Origin of the sequence: Paenibacillus pseudetheri, assembly GCF_924513355.1 — a bacterium.
Classification (GTDB): Bacteria; Bacillota; Bacilli; order Paenibacillales; family Paenibacillaceae; genus Paenibacillus_AQ; species Paenibacillus_AQ pseudetheri.
This window is the reverse complement of record NZ_CAKMAB010000001.1, coordinates 76,651-97,010: the sequence shown is the minus strand read 5'-3', so window position 1 is coordinate 97,010 and position 20,360 is coordinate 76,651. Positions and strand designations below refer to the sequence as shown.

Below are 20,360 nucleotides of genomic sequence, written 5' to 3'. Positions count from 1 at the left end.
TCTCACACACCAGCAAGTATAATTATTCACATAAAAGCTTTGATTACTGCTTATCATGATGTGAAAAAATGATAAGTTCGGCTCCAGGACTTGCTTTCATGCGGTAAAAGACTAATGTTCACAAAAACTTCAGGTGAGACCACGTGGCGCTCTCCCCATAGCGCCATTCGTGCAACTGGGAAATCTCCGCTCTCGCGGACTCCTGTTCCACTAGGCTTATGAACCAACTCCCAATTGAACTTAGCTTCCGGGCCTCCCCAGCCACTCAGCTTGCAGTAAAAGAATCGGTCTGGCTCTTCTGACCAAGTAAGGGTATTACCAGATACCTCTAGTAAATTATTCGTGTATTGAGATTCTGGTTCTTCTACTTTGAGCCCATTCGAGAGACGCAACTCAAAATCTGCACCTATATTCAAACCATCAATTCCAATGAAATTGTGGATATACTCCTCGGTTTGGAATGGTTTTTCACCTTTGTTATGCAATTCATATGCAATTATTAATTGATCTTCCTTAATAGAGATCGTTTTGGTCAAAAGCACCGCGTATCCATTGTTTTCCATCGGCTGAACAGTATATGTAACCGAATCATCCCTAACCTCCATATCAATAGCAAAGGGGGTTAGTGGATACTTGCTAAGAAAGCTATAGCTCTGCGAATCCAGCTTTTGTAACAATCCGATTCCGGGCTTTGGAAACCAGCCTCCAATCGGCGTTTCATCATACCCAATTGCCCGGGAAATGCCAAACTCGTTACATAGTCCACTTCCTCCAGTACCTTCGCCTTCCCTCAAGCTTTCTGGCACACAAAACGTATGGCTACCCTTTTCTAACGTAACTTGTGTGATAAACCCCGTCCAGTCAAAACGAGTCCCTTTATAATCTTCTCCAATATCAGCGATATCAACAGATAATACGCCATTTGACAGCCTGCAACCCATTCTTCACAAACCCCTTTCAATCATTCAACAAATAAGTAAATTAGCCCCATTATATCATTTATGAAAAAACTTAATTTTTATAATTTTCAAAAAAAACGTCTGCAGCCGCTAATCATAACGGTGCAGACGTTTTTAATAAAATCTTGTTATGATTACGCCAGAGTCACTTCAATCACGTGAAGCTTCTCTGTCTGCAGAGCAAGTAGCTCCTCACGTGGAATAATCACACTTCCTGAGCCACGCTGCAGCGTCACCTCGCCGCCGTTCAGCGTAACGGAGTATATTTGGTACTCTCCGTAGTTAAAGCTTCCAGTGGCTTTATAGACCACTTCAAACTCGCGATCTGCGAAGATCGTCTTTATCGATGCTTTGCCCTCGGAATCAAATTGTTCTTTTACTAATTTAGGTTCTAGCAATAGATCTCCCAGCTTGCCCTTCACACCAAATACTTCAGTGACCATGGTTAGCAAGAGCCAGCTTGCGGAGCCTGTTAGATACGTGTACATCCCTCTGCCTTGCTCGTTAATATATTCAGGAATACCTGGGTAGATGCGAGCTTTTTCGAAATCCGTACTCAAGCTGTAAAGAGATTCAAGGACCTTATGACCTTCTTTTACATAACCACGTTTGTACAACGCATTTCCATACATGATGGTCATGTGACTGAACATGGCCCCATTTTCTTTATGGCCAAAAGCAAAACCAAAAGCACGACCCAGATTTTGCTGAATCCCACCGAAACGGGAATTAAGCCTGTATCCAATCTTGTCATCAAATAGATTACGATCTACAGCAGCTATAATGTGTGGAATTTGCTCCGGAGCCGCTGCATGACCCATAAGCGGGAACACTTGACCCGTAAGCGTCATACGAACGCCTTCAAAAAATTCACCCTCTACCTGTTCACCATCGTTATTATAATAACCATTAAACCATCCATCGCCGTTCTCGCTCTGTACCCACTCGTTGCTGCGCAAATGGTCAAATAACCATTCCGCTTTTTGCTCCAGATCATCAGCTACTTTATCAATATCGAGAGATACATGAACTCCACTCACCTTATTTGGTGCGGCAGCATAATACCGATCCAGTCTCTCATGCTTGCCTGATACTGAACTGTAATCCACAGACTCATTAAGCGTATCCAGTAGTAGCTGCATTTCTTCGGCCAATTCAACAGTTTCCTGACCTTTAGAAGTCTTCAGGGTACGTAACATCCGAGAAATATCTAATAGATTGCTAGCATAGAAAGATGTAAAAGCTACACTCTCTCCGCGATCCGCACCCATATCTAGACCATCGTTCCAGTCGGCGCCTTCGAGCAGGATATTATTATGTTCCCCTACATTAAAGAACGGGACTAGATTTTGCAGCAAAATATGTTCCAGAATTGTACCTTTGTAGATTTCCCCAGAAGCTGTTCTAAGATCACTGCCTGCAGAGGTATCCCAAGAAGTATCACGTTCCTTACAGCGACTCATAAAAGTATCCCGGAAATAAGTCTGTTCTTGCAACAAGAAATCAAGATCACCACTCTGATCCAGATAGAGCATCGTTGTTAAGAACGGCCACGCCCCATGATCCATCCATACACGAGGAATATTGTTACGGTCAGCGATAAATTCACCTGGCTGTTGACCGATGATAGTTGCGTTACTGCCATCAATTCTCACACCAGCATAATTGTTGAAGAGTAGGCTACGAACTTCGGCAGGCTCCATAATGAGTAGCGCCAAACAGTCTTGCCAAAGATCTCGCCAGCCACGTCCGCCTCTTCCATAATCATGATACGGTAAGAAGGAGTTACCATACAATCTTCTAAGGACCGGTTGGATAGTTACCCATTTCATCCATTGATCTGCATTCGAGTCGCCGGTATGAAATTCAACCATATTCACTTTGTCTGCCCAGAACGCTTTAGTTTCCTCTAGGAGATGATCAAAAGCTTCAGATGTACCGTATTTGCCCATCATCGCTTCAACGTTAATTCTATCACTATCAATTGCCATAACTACGACATATGAATGGTTTTCACCAGGAGACAAGGTAATGGGAGCAAATCGAAGGCCACCAACGGCTTCATAACCCTCTCTATCGACGCCCCCACCTTTACCAATCTCTGGCGTAGTATTCAGAATAACAGCTTCTGGCCAGTCAAGACTTCCACCTTCACCGATAAATTCCTCTTGAATAGGGAAGAAACCAACAGGCTGACTGCCGTCACCTTCCGCTCCAAATACACCGTAAGAGGTATGGTTAATGCGATGACCACGCTCATCGAAAGATAGTGCAGGTTGAACCTCAACACCATAAGGAGAAGTGTAAATCCGGTTTAGCAGGGAGGTTACATGTCTGTGATCCCGCAGATCATCAGCCGAACGGGCATACAATGGAACTACGGCTGTCGGCGTCAGGGTAAGCTCCTCTGTTCCTGTATTCGTCAACGTAACTTTCATAAGTTCTACCTTATCGTTACCGCTAGGTACGAAGCTGGTAATCTCAGCTTTGACACCCATCTCGGAGTTACTGCGAGTCACACGATGCCATAGGAATCCAGCCTCAAGGACTGCATCATCAGCTGATGGGGTGTAGAACGCTGCATTTTGCTTAGCAGAGTTTCCAGCTGCAGACCAAGCACCCTTGCCTTCGACGTAAACCCAGAAATTACGTGAGGCACGTGAATTATGCAAATCTTCAACAGATAATGGCGGTGTTAAAAATGTATTATGACCGGTCGTCGCCTGACCATGAAACTTCGGGGTTACAGTCGACATCATCCCCCCCTCATTTACTAAAGGGAAGTATAAGAAACTACTATGATCCGGTTGCTGAAGCTTGAACTCCCCATCCTTTCCGGTGAATTCAAAGCCAAGAATTTTTTTGCGGTCCATTGTTCCCATCCTCTCATTTACACATCTACTTAAGCTTTAACCGCACCTGCCAATGCACCGTCAACAATATACTTTTGAATGAAAGTGTACAGGACGATAAGTGGTGCTGATACGATCATGATACCGCACGCCAACATAGGCCAGTTGTTCCCATATTGACCGCGGAATTCTTTAAGCCCAAAGGTAATAGGATAATGTTCCGGACTTGGCAAATACATGACCGGTCCCACAAAGTCATTCCAGATGGTAATCGCTGTTAAGATAACACCCGTTGCGATAACAGGTTTCATCAGCGGCATAATGATCTGGAATAGATATCGCATATATCCAGCACCATCCATACCCGCAGCTTCATCCATTTCTCGACTAATTCCTTTAATGTAACCAACGAACATCATGAACACGATGCCTGTTCCGCCTGTTTTAAGCAGAATATAACCCAACTTCGTATCATAACCCACAAACCCAAGCTCCTGTTTCATGGTAAGCATCAGCTTGAACTGTGCAACCATAGGGTTAGGCAAGAACTGTGACATCAAGAAGAACAAATAAATAAACCCGCTCCACTTCACATAATTTCTCGCAACCGGGAAAGCTCCGAATAACGAAACGATTAGTGTAAGCACTGTTGCTACGGCTGTATACAGCAGACTGTTCAGGAAATAATTAGAGAAATTACCTTTTAGCCATGCTTCCTTGTAGTTATCCCATTGAATACTTTTCACAAGTCCGATCGGGTCTAGCAGGTAATCTGTGAAGGACTTGAATGAAACATTTATAACAAATAATAGCGGCATGACATACAAAACAAGCAACACTGCAATCAGAATATAGGAGAGAGTTTTGGCGGTTTTGGAATCTTTCATTAATACTCCACCTCTCTCTTACGCATTTGTTTAACTGCAAATACAACGAAGACCAGAATCATAAGGAACTGTACCACCGAAAGCGCGGATGGAAGTCCCATCTGCAGAGAACCACGGAACGTCTCTTTATACACGTCATAAGCCATCGTTCTTGTGTTAAAGCGACCGTCCGTAGTTGCGAGAATAATATCAAAGGTGGACATCGCACCGATGATGGACAAAATAATATTAATGGTGAACGATGGAGCAATAAGTGGGAACGTAATGTTCTTAAAAGATTGCCACTTCGTAGTTCCATCAATATATCCAGCTTCATATAGATCTTTCGGTACGGATTGAAGTCCTGCAAGGAAAATCAGCATGGAATAACCCATGTACATCCAAATTTGCGTAAATATAATATAACCAAACGCATGGGTGAAGCTTCCAAAGAACATATCTTTATAACCGAACAATGAATCATACAGTTGATTTACGGGACCACTTAGCGGATCAAACATCAAGCCCCATACCAGTGCAACTACCGAAACACCGAGCACAACCGGCAAAAAGAAAACTGCGCGATAAAAATAATCGCCTTTCAGCTTCTGATTAATAACTACGGCCATAAGGAGACCGACACCGTTCTGTACGATTGTAACAATGATCATGAAATAAACAGTTCGTATAATGGAATCCCAACGTTCGCCTGAATTTCCGGAGTTAAAAACACTATAATAATTGTCGAGGCCTACGAAATTCAACTTGCTTCCAGGAACGTTAGTAATATCTGTAAATGAATAGATGACCGTCATCATAGAGGGTCCAAAATAAAAAACAACGTACAACGATAATGGAATCATAAGCAGCAGAAGTGGTAAATATCTCTTTATACCTTTTCCGAACGGATACATTTCTCTCACCTACCCAATCCTAATTCAATAAAATGATCGGGGTCTGTACGAACAGACCCCGATGTTGTAGTACATGATGGTGCACAGTATGTTGTAGATGTCTGTTTATTGAGATAACAGCTTATTTAGGAGCTGCAGCTTCCCATTCTTTTTGTTGAACATCTGCAAGTTCTTTAGCGGTTTTAAATTCGCCACCTGGTGCAAGGTATTCGGTGTGTACACCCTCAGCAGCAATGTGCTCGCCAACGTTATCACGGTTAATCATCATGATTTCATAAGCTAGCTCAAAGTCACCTGTCATGTAAGGAGCAAGCTCTTTGTCAATAAAGTCACTGTCAGTTGCAATGTTATCTTGTGTTGGCAAGAAGCCTGCAGCTTTAACGTATTCTGTGTAGTTTTCTGGTTCAGAGAAGAATTCCAGCCATTTCAAAGCGCCTTCTTTGTTCGGACCTTTTTCTGCTGCATACCAAGTTACATCGTATTTACCTACAAGTGAATTGTTTTTAGCAGCGTCTTCAGTAGCTGGAATTGGGAAGTATCCGAATTTCAGATCTGGATTAGCAGCAGCAATCGTAGGAGCATCCCAAGTTCCGTCAGCAATCATAGCTGCTTTACCTGTTGCAAAGTACGAGGGTGCTGTTGCATAGTCAATCCCCAAGAAACCGTCGATGAAGTAGTTATCTTGAAGCGTCTTCATTTTTTCTAGCACTTCTACTGCCTCAGCATCGTTGAATGCCGAAGCACCTTTCCAAACGCCTTCAATCCATTTTTGTTGGTCGCCGCCACCTAGAATCTTAGACTGCAAACCGAACACTGGCAGTTTCAAAGGCCATACATCTTTACCAGCCACTACGATTGGTACAATGCTCTTGGATTTCAGAGTATCAAGAAGACTAATGAACTCCGTCCATGTAGTAGGCACAGTCAAACCGTTTTCTTCAAACATTTCTTTATTATAGAAGAAACCTGACATTGCTACTTTACCGGTTGGGATCGCATACACTTTATCGTTGTAAGTACCCGCCTTAGCAATATCATTCGCGTTGTAGTTTTTAACGAAAGCTTCGTTGCTCAGATCAGCAATCAAACCGGAATCAATCCATTGTTGCCAGTCTGGCACTTTCGCACCTGGTGTCCAATCTTTCGGCGACAATCTCATACCGGAAAGATCGGCAAGGACGTCAACGTCACCAGCTGTGATTCTTGCTCTTTGCGCTTGTTTGAATTCATCATCCGGACCAGTCGTTGTGTACTCCACTTTATATTCCGGATATTTCTCTTCAAACTTCTTATTAATGTCTGTAATGACTTTGTTAATGTTCTCTTGTTTCCAGTGCAAGATCTTAATCACTTTCTTGTCACCAGATGCCGGCTTATCTGTTCCGTTCCCCGGAGCATTTGTAGCCTCACCCTTTGTGTTGTTGCCGCTTCCACATGCTGCTAATGAGAGCACTAGCGCTGAGCTCAACAATACTGCAGAAAGCTTCTTTACCATTTTTGTTACCCCCCAGATAATTTGTTACGACCTTCTAACGAAACACCATCTTAACCCCTGAAATCACGAAAATTTAACGACGATAATACAGAAAGCGGTTTCGTTGTTTTTATTATTACATCGTTATTTATCTTTGTAAAGTCTTTTTTATTCTTTATCTTTGAACTATTCTTGACCAAATATCTATAAAAATCCTTTGATATAAAGGATATTCCTGCGATACTACTAAACATCTCATTGACTATCTACCTATATAATTATAAAATCATTTACGAAAACGTTTCGAATTTTACACTTCAAATCCATAAAAATCTGACTCAACTATACTTTTTTCATAGATTACGGAGTAATTTTTATTACAAGGAGGGCTAAAGTTGGCCTATAACATTAAAGATATAGCGAAAATAGCTGGAGTTTCTGTTTCGACAGTATCTAAAATCATAAATAACTACAGCGAAATTTCGGAAGACACCAAGACTAGGGTACAACAAATCATAAAGGAAACCGGATATACCCCCTCCAATTCAGCAAAAACATTAGCTACAAAATCATCGAATCTAATTGGTGTGGTTTTTGCAGGAATGCTGAATGTTGACTTTACCCATCCTTTTTTCATCGAAGTCCTAAACTCCTTCAAAAAACAAATGGGACTGCTAGGTTACGACCTTATCTTTTTCTCTAACGAAAAATTTCAAAGTGGCGATACTAATGATTATCTTGCCCGTTGTCTGCACTTTAATGTAGATGGCTGCCTACTTATTTCCGGACAAGAGCTAGAGACCTCTATCAGCGAATTAGATAGTAGTTCTATCCCTTGCATCGGCGTTGATTTAAAGCTATCCGGCGACAATTCTGGTTATATCATGTCTGATAATTTCAAGATGTCCACTAAGGTAGTCGAACACTTTTACTTATTAGGTTATAGAGAACTTGGTTACATCGGCAGCTCCTCAGAGTCAGAAATCTCCAATATACGTGAAAGTGGTTTCCGCAAATCGCTTGAAGATTTAGGACTACCAATTAAAGAAAACTGGTTCTTAAACGGGAGCAATTTTTTTGAAGCCAGCGGTTTTGAGACCATGCGTAGAATGATTGCTAATGGAAATTTACCCAGAGCAATCTTCGCGGCCTCTGATCAGCTAGCTATCGGGGCTATTCGAGCCCTGAAGGAATCTTCTATCGCGGTTCCTGGTACCGTCGCGATTATTGGCTGTGACGATATCGAAGCCTGCAATTACACAACACCACTCTTAACTACAATTAAACAAAATAAAGATAAGATCGGTCGTCTAGCTGCGTTAATGCTGTATGATCTAATAAACAATCAATCTGGCACGAGCTCTTTCAGCGTGGAGCCAGAGCTCATCATAAGAGAATCCTGCGGCGCACCTGAGCGGGGTTTAGTATAGATCCCTTAGTGATACCTTTACTTTATTAAATTAGAGATACGGCGCAGATTAATAAACTACAGAAGCAAAAAATGAGGATCTTCTTTCCCATATCAATGGTCAAAGATATCCTCATTTTTGTCTGGAGTATTAAACATCCTAAATCAACACAAAAGGTGTTCCTAAGCCATTTCCATGACTTAGGAACACCTTTATTTGTTTATGTTTTATATTATTTAAGCAATCTTACAAGTCGAAGTACAGAGAGTATTCATGTGGATGAACACGAATTGCAACTTCTTGAGCTTCGGAGCGTTTCAGAGCAATATAGTTATCAATGAAGTCCTTAGTAAATACGTCACCTTCGGTAAGGAACTCGTAATCAGCTTCCAAAGAATCAAGTGCTTCGCTCAGGCTGCCTGGAACGCTGCGGATCTTTTCTTTGTCTGCATCAGACAATTCGTAGATGTTTTTGTCCAAAGGACCGTAACCCAGTTCTTGCGGGTTGATCTTGTTCTTGATTCCGTCCAGACCTGCCATCAGCATTGCAGAGAATGCCAAGTAAGGGTTAGCCGTAGAATCCGGTGTACGGAACTCGATACGACAGCCTTTTGGTGTCACAGCTGCTACCGGGATACGAACTGCTGCAGAACGGTTTCCTTTGGAGTATACCAAGTTAACCGGTGCTTCGTAACCAGGAACCAAACGTTTAAATGAATTGGTGCTTGGGTTAGTCAAAGCGATCAAAGCTGGTGCATGGTACAAAATACCGCCGATGTAGTGAAGAGCCATTTCGCTCAAGTTAGCATAAGCGCCTTTTTCGTAGAACAAAGGAGTGTCTCCGTCAAAAATTGATTGGTGTACATGCATTCCGCTACCATTATCGCCAAACAGCGGTTTTGGCATGAAAGTTGCTACTTTGCCGTACTGACGTGCAGTGTTTTGTACAATATATTTATAAGTCATGAGATTATCAGCTGTTTTCTTCAAGGTATCAAAACGGAAGTTAATTTCCGCTTGGCCTGCAGTTGCTACTTCGTGGTGATGACGCTCAATACGCAGCCCCACTTCAGCAAGCAGACGGCACATTTCACTACGGATATCCTGTTGGGAATCCACAGGTGCTACAGGTACATATCCACCTTTAACGCCAACTTTGAATGCAAGGTTGCCGCCCTCTTCTTTACGACCCGTATTCCAAGCCGCTTCTTCAGAGTCTACGAAGAATGAGGAGCTGTTCATACCACTCTCGTAACGAACATCGTCAAAGATAAAGAATTCAGACTCAGGTGCGAAGAATGCTGATGTACCAACTCCGCTCTTCTGAAGGAATTCTTCTGCTTTCACAGCAATACCGCGAGGATCGCGCTCATAGCGTTCACCATCAGGAGTGAAAATGTCGCACATTACGTTCAGCGTTGGATGAGCTGTAAACGGATCAATGAACACACTGTTCGGATCAGGCATCATAACCATGTCTGATTCTTCAATACCACGGAATCCTTTGATGGAAGAACCGTCGAATGCTACCCCATTTACAAAAGTTTCATCTTCCACTTCAGAAGCAGGCAGAGAAATGTGGTGAGCACGGCCACCTAAATCTACGAATCGAAAATCTACCCACTCGATATTGTTTTCTTTAATTGTTTGCAACACTTTTTCAACCGACATGAATTTTTCCTCCCCCAAGTTCCGAACATTAAGCCCCTCACAGTATGCAAATGTTCTTGTTTCATTTTTATTTGCTGTCGTCATTATAAATCTCATACCTAACATCGTCAATGCTTATGTCAGGTATTTCTTTCAGCAATGTAAGATATTCTAACGCTTTCGTGAAATCCATTATTTTCGTTAATATTCATAAAATATCTAACTTATCCAATAGCAAAGAAGCCCTACTACCCCGCTGTACCGCGGGTTTAGAGGACTTCCAAGGTTGTTATATGCTTACATATTATAGCGCCGAAACGGTTTCTGGTGAAGTTGAAAACTTACGTCCAACAATCGGAGCAAGCTTTTCTAGATCCTTAAGCAGATTATCGAACTGTTCAGGGAATAACGATTGAACACCATCACCTGTCATGGAATTGTCCGGATCTGTGTGCATTTCGATAATTAGACCATTTGCACCCGCAGCAACCGAAGCCTTTGCCATAGGTTCAACTAACTCACGACGTCCAGTGCCGTGACTTGGGTCAGAGATTACCGGAAGGTGGCTTAAGCTTTGTAGAACCGGAATAGCCGATAGATCCAACGTATTGCGTGTGTAAGTCTCAAATGTACGAATACCACGCTCACAGAGCATCACATCCTTATTTCCGCCTGCCAAAATGTACTCCGCTGCATTGAGCAATTCATCATAAGTTGCACTGAATCCGCGTTTTAGAAGGACAGGTCTTCCGCAAGTACCCAACTTGCGCAGCAAATCAAAGTTCTGCATGTTCCGTGTACCCACCTGGAGGATATCCGCATGCTCTGCACAAATATCCACATACTCTGGGGTCATAACCTCTGTAATGGTTAACAGGCCATGACGCTTTCCTGCTTCAGCCATCATGGTCAAACCTTCTACACCTACACCTTGGAAGCTGTATGGGCCTGTACGGGGCTTAAACGCGCCTCCACGCAGTACCTGAGCACCTGATGCTTTAACCAGACGGGCAATCTCATCAATCTGCTCTGGAGTCTCAACGGCACAAGGTCCGCCCATGATCACCAGATTCTCTCCACCAATCTTCACACCCTTGATATCAATAATAGTATCCTCTGGATGGAAATCACGGCTAGCTAGCTTATAAGACTTGGAGATCTTTACGACGTTCTCCACACCCTTCATTTGCCGCAAATGCTCTGCAAGCTTAGGAGCGACACTTCCTACTAAACCGATAACAGTGTGATCTGCACCTTTGGAGAGATGCACCTGCAAGCCCTCTTTTTCGATAACTGTGATAATATTTTTAATCTGTTCTTCTGGCGTTTGATTGGATGTAATGACGATCATATGAATAACTTCCTCTCTACACTTAAAATTTATAATAATTCCGCTGTATACATTCACACTACGACGCGGGTTCGCTTTTAAGCTTTTATGCTTTTAATCAATAAAGCGATTTTACTTTAAAAATCTATTACCGTCAATCCTATTTCCTGATTTATTAGATGAAACCGCTTTTTCTAAATAGAAAAGCGCGTAACCCCGACAGACGAGATTACGCGCTTTTGTCCCAGCACAAATATATAAGTCCGCTTACAGCGCATTAAGTAGTACTTGCACTCTTATTCTTAACTGGAGGAAGTAGTTTTGCCATATTCACAGTACGTTTGATCTCCCATGTCTCTGGATTCTTGGAATCGTACTGCTCCAAATAATTAATAACTTCTTTAGTAATTGGTGTAGGTGTAGATGCGCCCGAAGTAACCCCAACAATATTTATACCCTTTAGCCACTCGGTATTTAGTTCAGAGATATCAGAAATCCGATGGGCCGGAACACCTGCGATCTCTTCCGACACCTGTGCCAGACGATTAGAGTTGTTGCTTCGTGGATCACCAACGACAATTAATAGATCACATTGCCCCGCCTGTTCGGCTACAGCCTCCTGACGCACCTGAGTAGCCATACATATCTCATTATGCACTTCGGCACCCGGGAAGGTCTCTAGAAGCTTTTTCATAATATGTTTAATGTCCCACTGGCTCATAGTGGTCTGATTGGTAATTACAATCCGTGAAGAAGGGATGGATAGGGTTGCAATCTCATCTTCTTTTTCAATTAAATGCACATGCTCTGGCGCAATGCCAACAGCACCTTCCGGTTCCGGATGGCCTTTCTTGCCGATATAAATAACCTCATAGCCATCATCGACCTTCTCCTGAATGAGATCATGTGTCTTTGTCACATCAGGACAAGTAGCATCAACAGTAGTCAATCCTTTATCCCTAGCCATCTTGCGCACTTCAGGTGAAACTCCGTGAGCAGTGAATATAACCGTTCCACTGTCTACTTTATCCAGAATATCGAGGCGATTATGACCGTCCAAGGTAATGATGCCATCGTCCTCAAACGAATTCGTGACATGACTATTATGAACAATCATGCCCAGTATATAAATCGGCCGGGGAAGATCGAGATTTTGTGCAGCCTGCCGTGCCATTACCATAGCATCGACTACTCCGTAACAATATCCCCGGGGAGAGATTTTAATGACTTCCATGACTTCACCAACTTTCTGCTTTCGTTGACTTCTGTAATAGGGCACACTTTAAATTATACCCTATTCCAGCGGCGGAGCAAAGAGAAGCGGCAGCCAGATCACAAAAGTGGTTCCCTCACCTTGACGTGTAACAACCTCCACAGACCCGCCATGTTCGTCAATAATCCACTTAGCAATAGATAAACCAAGCCCAATCCCTTCCGTAATTCCACGTGATTCATCTGCACGATAGAATCGGTCGAAAATATATGGAACCTCATCTTTGTCCATACCAATCCCCGTATCGGTGATCCGAATACCAACCTGATTCTGATAGAAAATCGTATCTAAACTTACCCCGCCAGAAGGCGTGTACTTAAAAGCATTATCAATAAAAATAAATAACATTTGTTGTAAATAATCTTTATTACCCACAACATATTTTCCATTTAAAACGGACATATCCCCTGTAACCCACTCTGCTTGACGAGGCAGGAAGGATGCCCTACGCGAAATCTCAGTCATCATTGGTTCCAGTGCCACCGGCTCTATCTCGAAGGTTCGCCCTGTATCAGCACGCGCAAGAGAGAGCATATCTGCTACAAGTCGGCTCATTCGCTTAGACTCGTCCGCGATATCCTTCACCGATTCCATCGAGAGCTGGCGAACTTCAGCCTCGCTCATCTTCCCTTCGCCCGGCTCCATCTCCCATACTTTTTGCAGCAGATCGATATTCCCGCGTATGGTTGTGAGTGGTGTCCGAAGCTCATGTGAAGCATCCGATACGAAACGACGCTGAGCCGCATACGAATCCTCAAGCTCTGTGTAGAATCCTTCCATACGCCCAAGCATACTGTTAACGGTCTCAATAAGTCTTCCTATTTCGTCTGGAGGTCCATCATATTCAATACGGGAGCTTAGGTCATTCCCCGTCTGAATCCCATTTGCAGCTTCAATCACTTTCCCAATAGGACTCATCGCTTTACGGGCCAGAAATAAACCAAAGGTAAATGCCGCGATCAAGGTAGCAAAAGAACCGACAAGCAATATATTTTTCAAACGCTCCAAGAGCTTATTCTGCTCATTCACATAGGCAGCGACTTGTAATACAGCCACTGGATTATTATTATAATGCTCTATTTCGATAGGCATCTCGTAGATTAAGAACTGATTGCCGCCCACAACAACATTACGAAATCCTTTTGCTATTTTATCTTTAGCAGGATAATCAAACCGTAGGCCAAAGTTAATCATATTTGTCGATTGTGACAAGCTTTTGCTGCCATAAGTATAAATCTGCGTATATAAATTGGAGTTTTCAGGACCAACTCCGCCAAGTTTCAGCTCACCATTGTAGCGATCAACGCTAAATAAAAGTTTCGTTTGCTCAGATTGTACTTTCAGACGATCCTTCAAGTCCCCATACGTATTAAAATAGACAAAACCGTAAATTGCGGCTGATAAGGCCAGCAGCATAACGGCCAAAATCCCTGAATACCAAGCAGTCAGCCGCAATCTTATAGACATGTTAGTTGTCACCTCTTAGAATGTAACCGGCACCCCGGATCGTTTGAATAAGGCGTTTACCGCCATGTTCCTCCGTCTTTTGACGTAGCATAGCTATGTATACCTCAAGTACATTTGATTCACCGCTATAATCATAACCCCATATTTTATCCATGATCAGATCCCGCGAAAGCACCCGTTTCGGATTCTGCATAAAAAGATGCAGTAGCTCAAATTCCTTCGCCGTCAGCTCAAGTCTTTTACCGGCGCGTGTGACTTCGCGTGAATCTACATCAAGTGTAATATCCTCGTAAGTAACCGCTTGCTCCCTGCCGCCACTTTGCTCACTCTTACGTCGAAGCAATGCTCGCACACGTGCAAGTAATTCTTCAAGTGCAAATGGTTTTACTAGATAATCGTCCGCACCCAGATCAAGCCCTTTCACACGATGCTCAATTTCATCCTTTGCTGTGAGCATTAGAACAGGTACATTGCTGCCCCCTTCTCTCAAACGACGACAGACTTCAAATCCGTCTACCTGAGGCATCATAACATCCAAAATCACCACATCTGGATCGCTGCTCAGGATTGCTCGTAAACCATCCGCTCCATTCACCGCTGTCTTAACATCGTAGCCTTCAAAAGCTAGTCCCCGGCGCAGCATGGAGATAATTTTTTCATCATCATCAATAATAAGAATATTCGGTCGCATCAAGCAGCCCCCATTGTTCATTTCTATTTATTTATATTGTAGCAGTCACACCATGTTTAGACAAAAAACGGAAGGGTTGCCCCTTCCGCGTTATTCACCGTCCGGTGTTATCGTTGCTGACTTTGTTGTGTGGTCGTATCAAAATCATTTTTGTTGCCGATTGTTACGGAGAGATCCATGTTCTTGCCATCGCGCACAACATTCAGCGTTACTTTGTCACCGACTTTTAACGTTTGAATGAAAGCGATCAGATCTTGGTTTGTTGCATATTTTGTTCCATTTGCACCTGTAATGATATCGTAAGGGCGCAAGTCTGCGGCATACGCTGGCGATTTAAAGATAATGTCTGCAACTACAGAACCTTCTTTAATATCCGTGCCCATTTGCTTAGCTACTTCATCTGTAATCGTCATAAGCGTTGCACCAATGAAGGGAACGGGTTCTTTTGGAATCGCTTGGTTCGCTTCCAGTTTATCTACGACATCTTTAATCGTATTCACAGCGATAGCGAAACCTATACCTTGGGAATCTGTGCTAACAGCTACGTTCATACCAATTACCTGTCCATTCATATTGAGCAGCGGACCACCGGAGTTACCAGGGTTGATAGAAGCATCTGTTTGCAGAAGGTTTTTGTAGTTGCGTGTTCCACTACCGTCTTCTTCGTTGATATCGATACTGCGTCCTTTTGCACTAAGAACACCAGAGGTTACTGTATGGTCGAAGCCTTGCGGGTTACCGATAGCAACCACTTCTGAACCTACTTTCAAGCTATCCGAATCTCCCAGAGCAACTGTAGGGAAATCAGTATCTCCTTCAATCTTCAGTACTGCCAAATCCAGATCCTTGCTAGAACCCAGCAATTTTGCTTCGTATGGTTTGGTCACGCCATCCACTGTAACTTGGATGACATCGGCATTTTCAATGACGTGCTGATTGGTCAAAATATATCCGGATTTCTCATAAATGAAACCTGTTCCAATTCCGTAAGGGATGAGCTGCGATGAAGAGTTTGAACCTGACTTCGAGTCCTGCTCATTTTGTGAAGAACCACTTCCACCGTATTGATCCCCGAAGAAAAATTGAGAGAACGGATCACTCAAGTTCGGACTGGATGAACTCCCATTACGCGAACCAGATTTCACTAACGTCTCAATCTTGACGACTGCTGGTCCAACCGCATCAACTACACCAGTCACATCACGAGATCCTTTCACCAATGATGTAGTGGTAGTATTAGGTGTAGTACTAGCACTCTCATTCGTTGTCTTCGCCGTTCCATTCGATTCTGAGCTCGCAATGGTTGAAGCTGCATCTCCTGTGAACCAGTTACCTCGATCTGCCATGAACATCGAACCTGAGAGAACGACCATACCCGCTAAGAAGGAAACAAATATTGTTTTTACTGAGCTTTTTGGCTTTTTATTAAACTGCCAGCCACCGCCACCCTCAGAACCGCCTCCGCCGTTTCCACCTCGTCCCCCGCCATTACCATCGAAGCCTGTGCTGCGATATGAACTGTTATATGGGAGTTGTTTTACAGGCTGTGGAGGTGTAATCTCTACCCGCTCCGGCTCCATCCGGTTGTAATGCTGAGCACTTCCGTCTACGTTACTTTCATCTTTGTTCAATGATTTAAATGGTCCATAAGAATAGTAGTATGATGATCCGGATTCGGAAGACTGATTATTATTGCTATTATGGTTATTATTGTCCCAATCCCGATCTGGTGCTGGTCCATTGTCACGATTAAAGTTGTTTTTGTTATCGTCCATGTTTATTTACCTCCTGCATCCTGTCGCCTGACAAGGATTAATTTGTTTTCTTGTTTCTTATTTTGTACTTTAAACCTTAAGGTCACATTAAAAACAATTTAAGCGGAGATAAAAGATATAGGCCAATAGACGGGATTTGGAATCAGAAGGGAGTTATTAGGGGACTAGGTTCAAGAAGACACATGCTGTTGGGCGGGATTGGGTTTCAGGCTACACCGCTGTTGAACTCATGTTCCTATGAATTGAACCTGCGGTTGGAACATGATTTCAAAGGCGGACGTAAACTTTTCGCTCTGATACTCAATCCCTGGCAGGGAAGTAAAAAAAGAAGCTCGGGCGCGGAAAACAACGCAGCCCGAACTTCCAAAGATACAACATAAAAGATAAAAGATAAAAGATAAAAATAAAAATAAAAACATGATCCATAAACAACAATCTGCAAACTACAAACTGCAAGCTACAAACTAATAAAATCTGGACAAACTAGCTTATTCCGCAATTAGTGTATGGACAGTGTAGCTAGAGAAGTCAACCAACTTTATTATAGGGAAATGCCCCCTATAATTAGCCGAATATAACAAAAAAACAAGAGTTAGAGGGAAAAGCTCCCTATAATTCTCACCAATATAGCTGTTTATGAAAAAAACAAAGAATTTATACGGAGGATTTCCCTATAATCCTGTATACAAGCATAATGCTCAAGTTTAAAGGGATGTTTTCCCTATAACTTACTTTTAATCCCCCATAAACTACCCCAAATCATTTTGAACAACAAACCTAACCCTGAGCCCAACCCTTCCGATGAGCATAAATAGCCAACTGGGTTCGATCATCCAGCTCGCATTTCATCAGCAGGTTGCTGACATGCGTCTTCACTGTCTTGATGCTGATATGTAGTTCCTCGCCGATATCCTTATTGGTCTTGCCCTCAGCAATGAGCAGTAAGACCTCCTTCTCACGTTCCGTTAAGCCGGAGGAATCACCTTGCACGGTACGCTGGCGAATCCCACGTGTCAGCGCTTGCGATACATCACCTGTCATAACTGGCATACCGCGAAATGCGCCTTGCAGTGCATAGATCAATTCCTCTGCCGACACAGTTTTGAGCACATAGCTGACTGCTCCAGCTTCTATAGCGTCCACGACGAGGTCATCCTCTAAGAAGCTGGTCAAGATAACGATTTTGAGACCAGGAAATTCCGATAGCACTGCACGAGTAGTCTCCACACCATTCATCACAGGCATCATCAGATCCATTAGCACGAGATCGGGTAAGCCTTCATGTCCACCAGCACGCAGCATCTCCAGCGCTTCCTGTCCATTTGCTGCCTCTCCTATAACCTCAAACGTCGGCTCCAGCATCAGATATGTTTTAAGACCCATCCGCACCATATCATGATCATCCACGAGCAGCACTCTTATGACGCTCATGCTCTATTCCTCCTCGTCCTCTGTATCTGTTCCTAACGCACGTTTTTCCTCTAACTCAGAGTTCCCTTGCACAAACTTAGGGATATGTACACGTATGGTCGTTCCCGCACCCTTACGGCTAATAATCTCCACTTGTCCACCCAGTTTCTCTGCACGTTCGCGCATGGTGGTAAGACCGTACGAACCCTGTTTTTGCTGGATATGTTCAAAGCCTTGACCGTCGTCACTAATACTCAGCACAACTTGTCTTGACCCTTCACGCAGCGATAAACTGACCAGTCTAGCTTCAGCATGCTTCACAATATTCGCCATAGCCTCCTGGATAATCAAGAATAACTGATGTTCAATAGCCTCAGATAATTCTCCTTGCAGCTCAAGCTCCTTCATTCCTTTTAAGCCGTTCTGGCGGCAATAATCAGGGAACCATTTTTCCAGTGCCTCGAAAAGATTCCTGCCTTCCAGCTCTACCGGTCGCAACTGTGCAATTAGTGCTCTCATCTGCTTTTGTGCCATCTGTGACATTGCAATCAACTGATCCATTACCAATTGACCTTGAGCTTCATTCACCTTCAGCACTTTAGGCAGCGAAGAAGCCGACATATGAATGGCAAAAAGATGTTGGCTCACCGTATCATGCAAATCCCGGGCCATACGCCTTCTTTCCTCCAACACCGCACTCTCCGCTGCCTGTTCCTTCTCAATAACCTCTTGCTCACCCAATCGCTGCAGAAGCTGCATCTTGTTCTCAACTGTATCCATCATGACATTAAATTCGTGGTACACTCTCGCAAAAGATTGGTCATCACTCTCTGGCATACGTACGGACAGATTCCCTTTGGCTACCTGCAGCATATTTAGATCCAGATGATCAATCCGGCGCTGAATGCGCTGACCTGCCATATAACCGATTACAACAGTGAACAACACGATCCCAAGACATAAGTATAGCCACATGCGATAATCCATTACTTCGATATACCCAAGGCAAGTGCCTGCATACATCAACCCGGCGCTTACGGCTCCAGTGAGCAAAAAGTAAAACAACAACAACCATTTGGTATTACTGAAGATTGTTCCCATCTAACCCACCGTTTTAACTTTAATGTCACCTATAAAAGCACTTACGTTAATGCGGACTTTTTTGCCCGCTTCTTTATAATAAGGCGTCTTGCATTGAACACTGCTCATAAATCCACTCCGAGACTGATCCAGAACTTCCATATCACCGATAAATGAACTACTGTTCACTGAGATTCCAAGATCCATATCATTCGGAATGTACACCTTGATGTCACCTATAAAAGCGGAGATATTAATTTTCGTTTCTCCATAAGCAATTTGCGCGTTCGTCAGATCCAGTACAGTATCACCTATAAACTGCGAGACATTTGTGTTCTTCAGTTGGAAATGCTCGCGACCCATGTGGACATCCCCAAAAAAAGCAGAGCGATTGGTTGACTCCTTTTTGTTACTCTCTGTCTCATGGAACTCCTCATGCCATTCCCCATGTCTTCTAGCATGACGCTCATGACGTTCCTGGCGTCTGCGCTCATGACGCTCCTGTTTCTCTTGCCAACGTGATTCAGCGGTGGACTTAAAAGCTCCAGTTCCGTCCTCATCCTCTTCTTCATCTTTTTGAAGATTAATATTCCAGTCTCGCCCACCAGAAGGTTTGCCGAATTTCTGCTCAAATTGTTCATCTAGCGTGGAATCCAACGGCTTTGGCGGTTCTACATCCAGTGAGCTTTTTCCTGGAGGAAAGTAATCAGGTGGTGAAGTTGGAGCAGGTGGCACTGGTGGTACTGAACCTCGTGGTTTAAAAATCACATAAAGACCGCCACCAATAAGCATGATTGGAATGAACATTTTGAAAAAATCCCCGGCTGAAATATCGAACCAGTCCAAATTCCGTCCAAGGAAGAACACTCCGATCGCCAGAAAGAAAAAACCGCCGATAGGTGAAGATCCACCTTTTTGATGTTCGTCTCCCGTACCCAGAAGTCGCTTCATCCCCATGAGGATCAAGATAACAGGCCAATAATTTGAGATCAAATAACCTAAGCTGAAATCGGTGTAACCCAATTGTCTAAGTAGAAACATGGCTCCAATCCCTATCAGGATCAAGCCGCCAAAAATCTGACTTGTGAACCTTCTTTTCATATTCCATTTCCCCTTTAAATTAGTGGAACGCTCTCTTCTTCAATCTTATAGCCTTAGTCTACAGGAAGGAAGCGCTCATAAACAGCGGCGAGAGAAGGAACTTCCACTC

General features: G+C 43.4%; 15 protein-coding genes. 1 reads left to right on the top strand and 14 read right to left on the bottom strand.

The genetic code is table 11. From position 1 onward, the window contains the following. Nucleotides 1-53 precede the first annotated feature (53 nt). From L1028_RS00395 to L1028_RS00375, 5 genes are all read right to left on the bottom strand, one after another. Entirely contained in the window at nt 54-941 is an 888-nt protein-coding gene (locus tag L1028_RS00395; protein WP_234529860.1) for a hypothetical protein, read from the bottom strand. A 152-nt stretch (nt 942-1,093) separates the two neighbouring features. Next, complete coding sequence (locus tag L1028_RS00390; protein ID WP_234529858.1) at nt 1,094-3,832, bottom strand: GH36-type glycosyl hydrolase domain-containing protein; 2,739 nt, start codon at nt 3,830-3,832, stop codon at nt 1,094-1,096. A gap of 29 nt (nt 3,833-3,861) precedes the next feature. After that, nucleotides 3,862-4,698 carry a carbohydrate ABC transporter permease gene (locus tag L1028_RS00385; protein WP_234529856.1) on the bottom strand — a complete coding sequence of 279 codons (837 nt, stop codon included), beginning with the start codon at nt 4,696-4,698 and terminating at the stop codon, nt 3,862-3,864. After that, entirely contained in the window at nt 4,698-5,591 is an 894-nt protein-coding gene (locus L1028_RS00380) for a carbohydrate ABC transporter permease (RefSeq protein WP_042125669.1), read from the bottom strand. Before L1028_RS00380 ends, L1028_RS00385 begins: the two co-directional genes overlap by 1 nt. Nucleotides 5,592-5,712: 121 nt before the next feature. Further along, nucleotides 5,713-7,086 carry an ABC transporter substrate-binding protein gene (locus tag L1028_RS00375; RefSeq protein ID WP_234529854.1) on the bottom strand — a complete coding sequence of 458 codons (1,374 nt, stop codon included), beginning with the start codon at nt 7,084-7,086 and terminating at the stop codon, nt 5,713-5,715. A gap of 374 nt (nt 7,087-7,460) precedes the next feature. Between L1028_RS00375 and L1028_RS00370 the strand changes: the two genes are divergently transcribed. Further along, nucleotides 7,461-8,495: a LacI family DNA-binding transcriptional regulator gene (locus L1028_RS00370; RefSeq protein WP_234529852.1), complete on the top strand. Its 1,035-nt coding sequence runs from the start codon at nt 7,461-7,463 to the stop codon at nt 8,493-8,495. A gap of 225 nt (nt 8,496-8,720) precedes the next feature. On the opposite strand, the gene glnA is transcribed toward L1028_RS00370, so the two are convergent. The 9 genes from glnA to liaF form a co-directional block, all read right to left on the bottom strand. Further along, nucleotides 8,721-10,145: a type I glutamate--ammonia ligase gene (gene glnA, locus L1028_RS00365; protein WP_042186233.1), complete on the bottom strand. Its 1,425-nt coding sequence runs from the start codon at nt 10,143-10,145 to the stop codon at nt 8,721-8,723. 283 nt (nt 10,146-10,428) lie between these two features. Then, nucleotides 10,429-11,475 (bottom strand): 3-deoxy-7-phosphoheptulonate synthase, encoded by a 1,047-nt coding sequence (aroF, locus tag L1028_RS00360; protein ID WP_234529850.1) that lies wholly within the window; start codon nt 11,473-11,475, stop codon nt 10,429-10,431. A gap of 256 nt (nt 11,476-11,731) precedes the next feature. Next, entirely contained in the window at nt 11,732-12,688 is a 957-nt protein-coding gene (locus L1028_RS00355; RefSeq protein WP_234529848.1) for a 4-hydroxy-3-methylbut-2-enyl diphosphate reductase, read from the bottom strand. A gap of 60 nt (nt 12,689-12,748) precedes the next feature. Further along, nucleotides 12,749-14,194: a sensor histidine kinase gene (locus L1028_RS00350; RefSeq protein WP_234529845.1), complete on the bottom strand. Its 1,446-nt coding sequence runs from the start codon at nt 14,192-14,194 to the stop codon at nt 12,749-12,751. Between the two features lies 1 nt (nt 14,195). Beyond that, a complete protein-coding gene (locus tag L1028_RS00345) occupies nt 14,196-14,885 on the bottom strand; it encodes a response regulator transcription factor (RefSeq protein WP_234529844.1) in 690 nt (229 codons plus the stop codon). A gap of 107 nt (nt 14,886-14,992) precedes the next feature. Continuing rightward, a complete protein-coding gene (locus tag L1028_RS00340; protein WP_234529842.1) occupies nt 14,993-16,660 on the bottom strand; it encodes a S1C family serine protease in 1,668 nt (555 codons plus the stop codon). A gap of 777 nt (nt 16,661-17,437) precedes the next feature. After that, the gene (locus tag L1028_RS00335) at nt 17,438-18,091 is read right to left on the bottom strand and encodes a response regulator (protein WP_042186223.1); all 654 of its coding nucleotides are present in this window, start codon (nt 18,089-18,091) and stop codon (nt 17,438-17,440) included. A gap of 3 nt (nt 18,092-18,094) precedes the next feature. After that, nucleotides 18,095-19,171: a sensor histidine kinase gene (locus L1028_RS00330; protein WP_234529840.1), complete on the bottom strand. Its 1,077-nt coding sequence runs from the start codon at nt 19,169-19,171 to the stop codon at nt 18,095-18,097. Next, nucleotides 19,172-20,251, bottom strand: coding sequence for a cell wall-active antibiotics response protein LiaF (gene liaF, locus L1028_RS00325; protein ID WP_234529837.1), 1,080 nt, complete (start codon nt 20,249-20,251; stop codon nt 19,172-19,174). It abuts the gene before it with no gap. Nucleotides 20,252-20,360 lie beyond the last annotated feature (109 nt).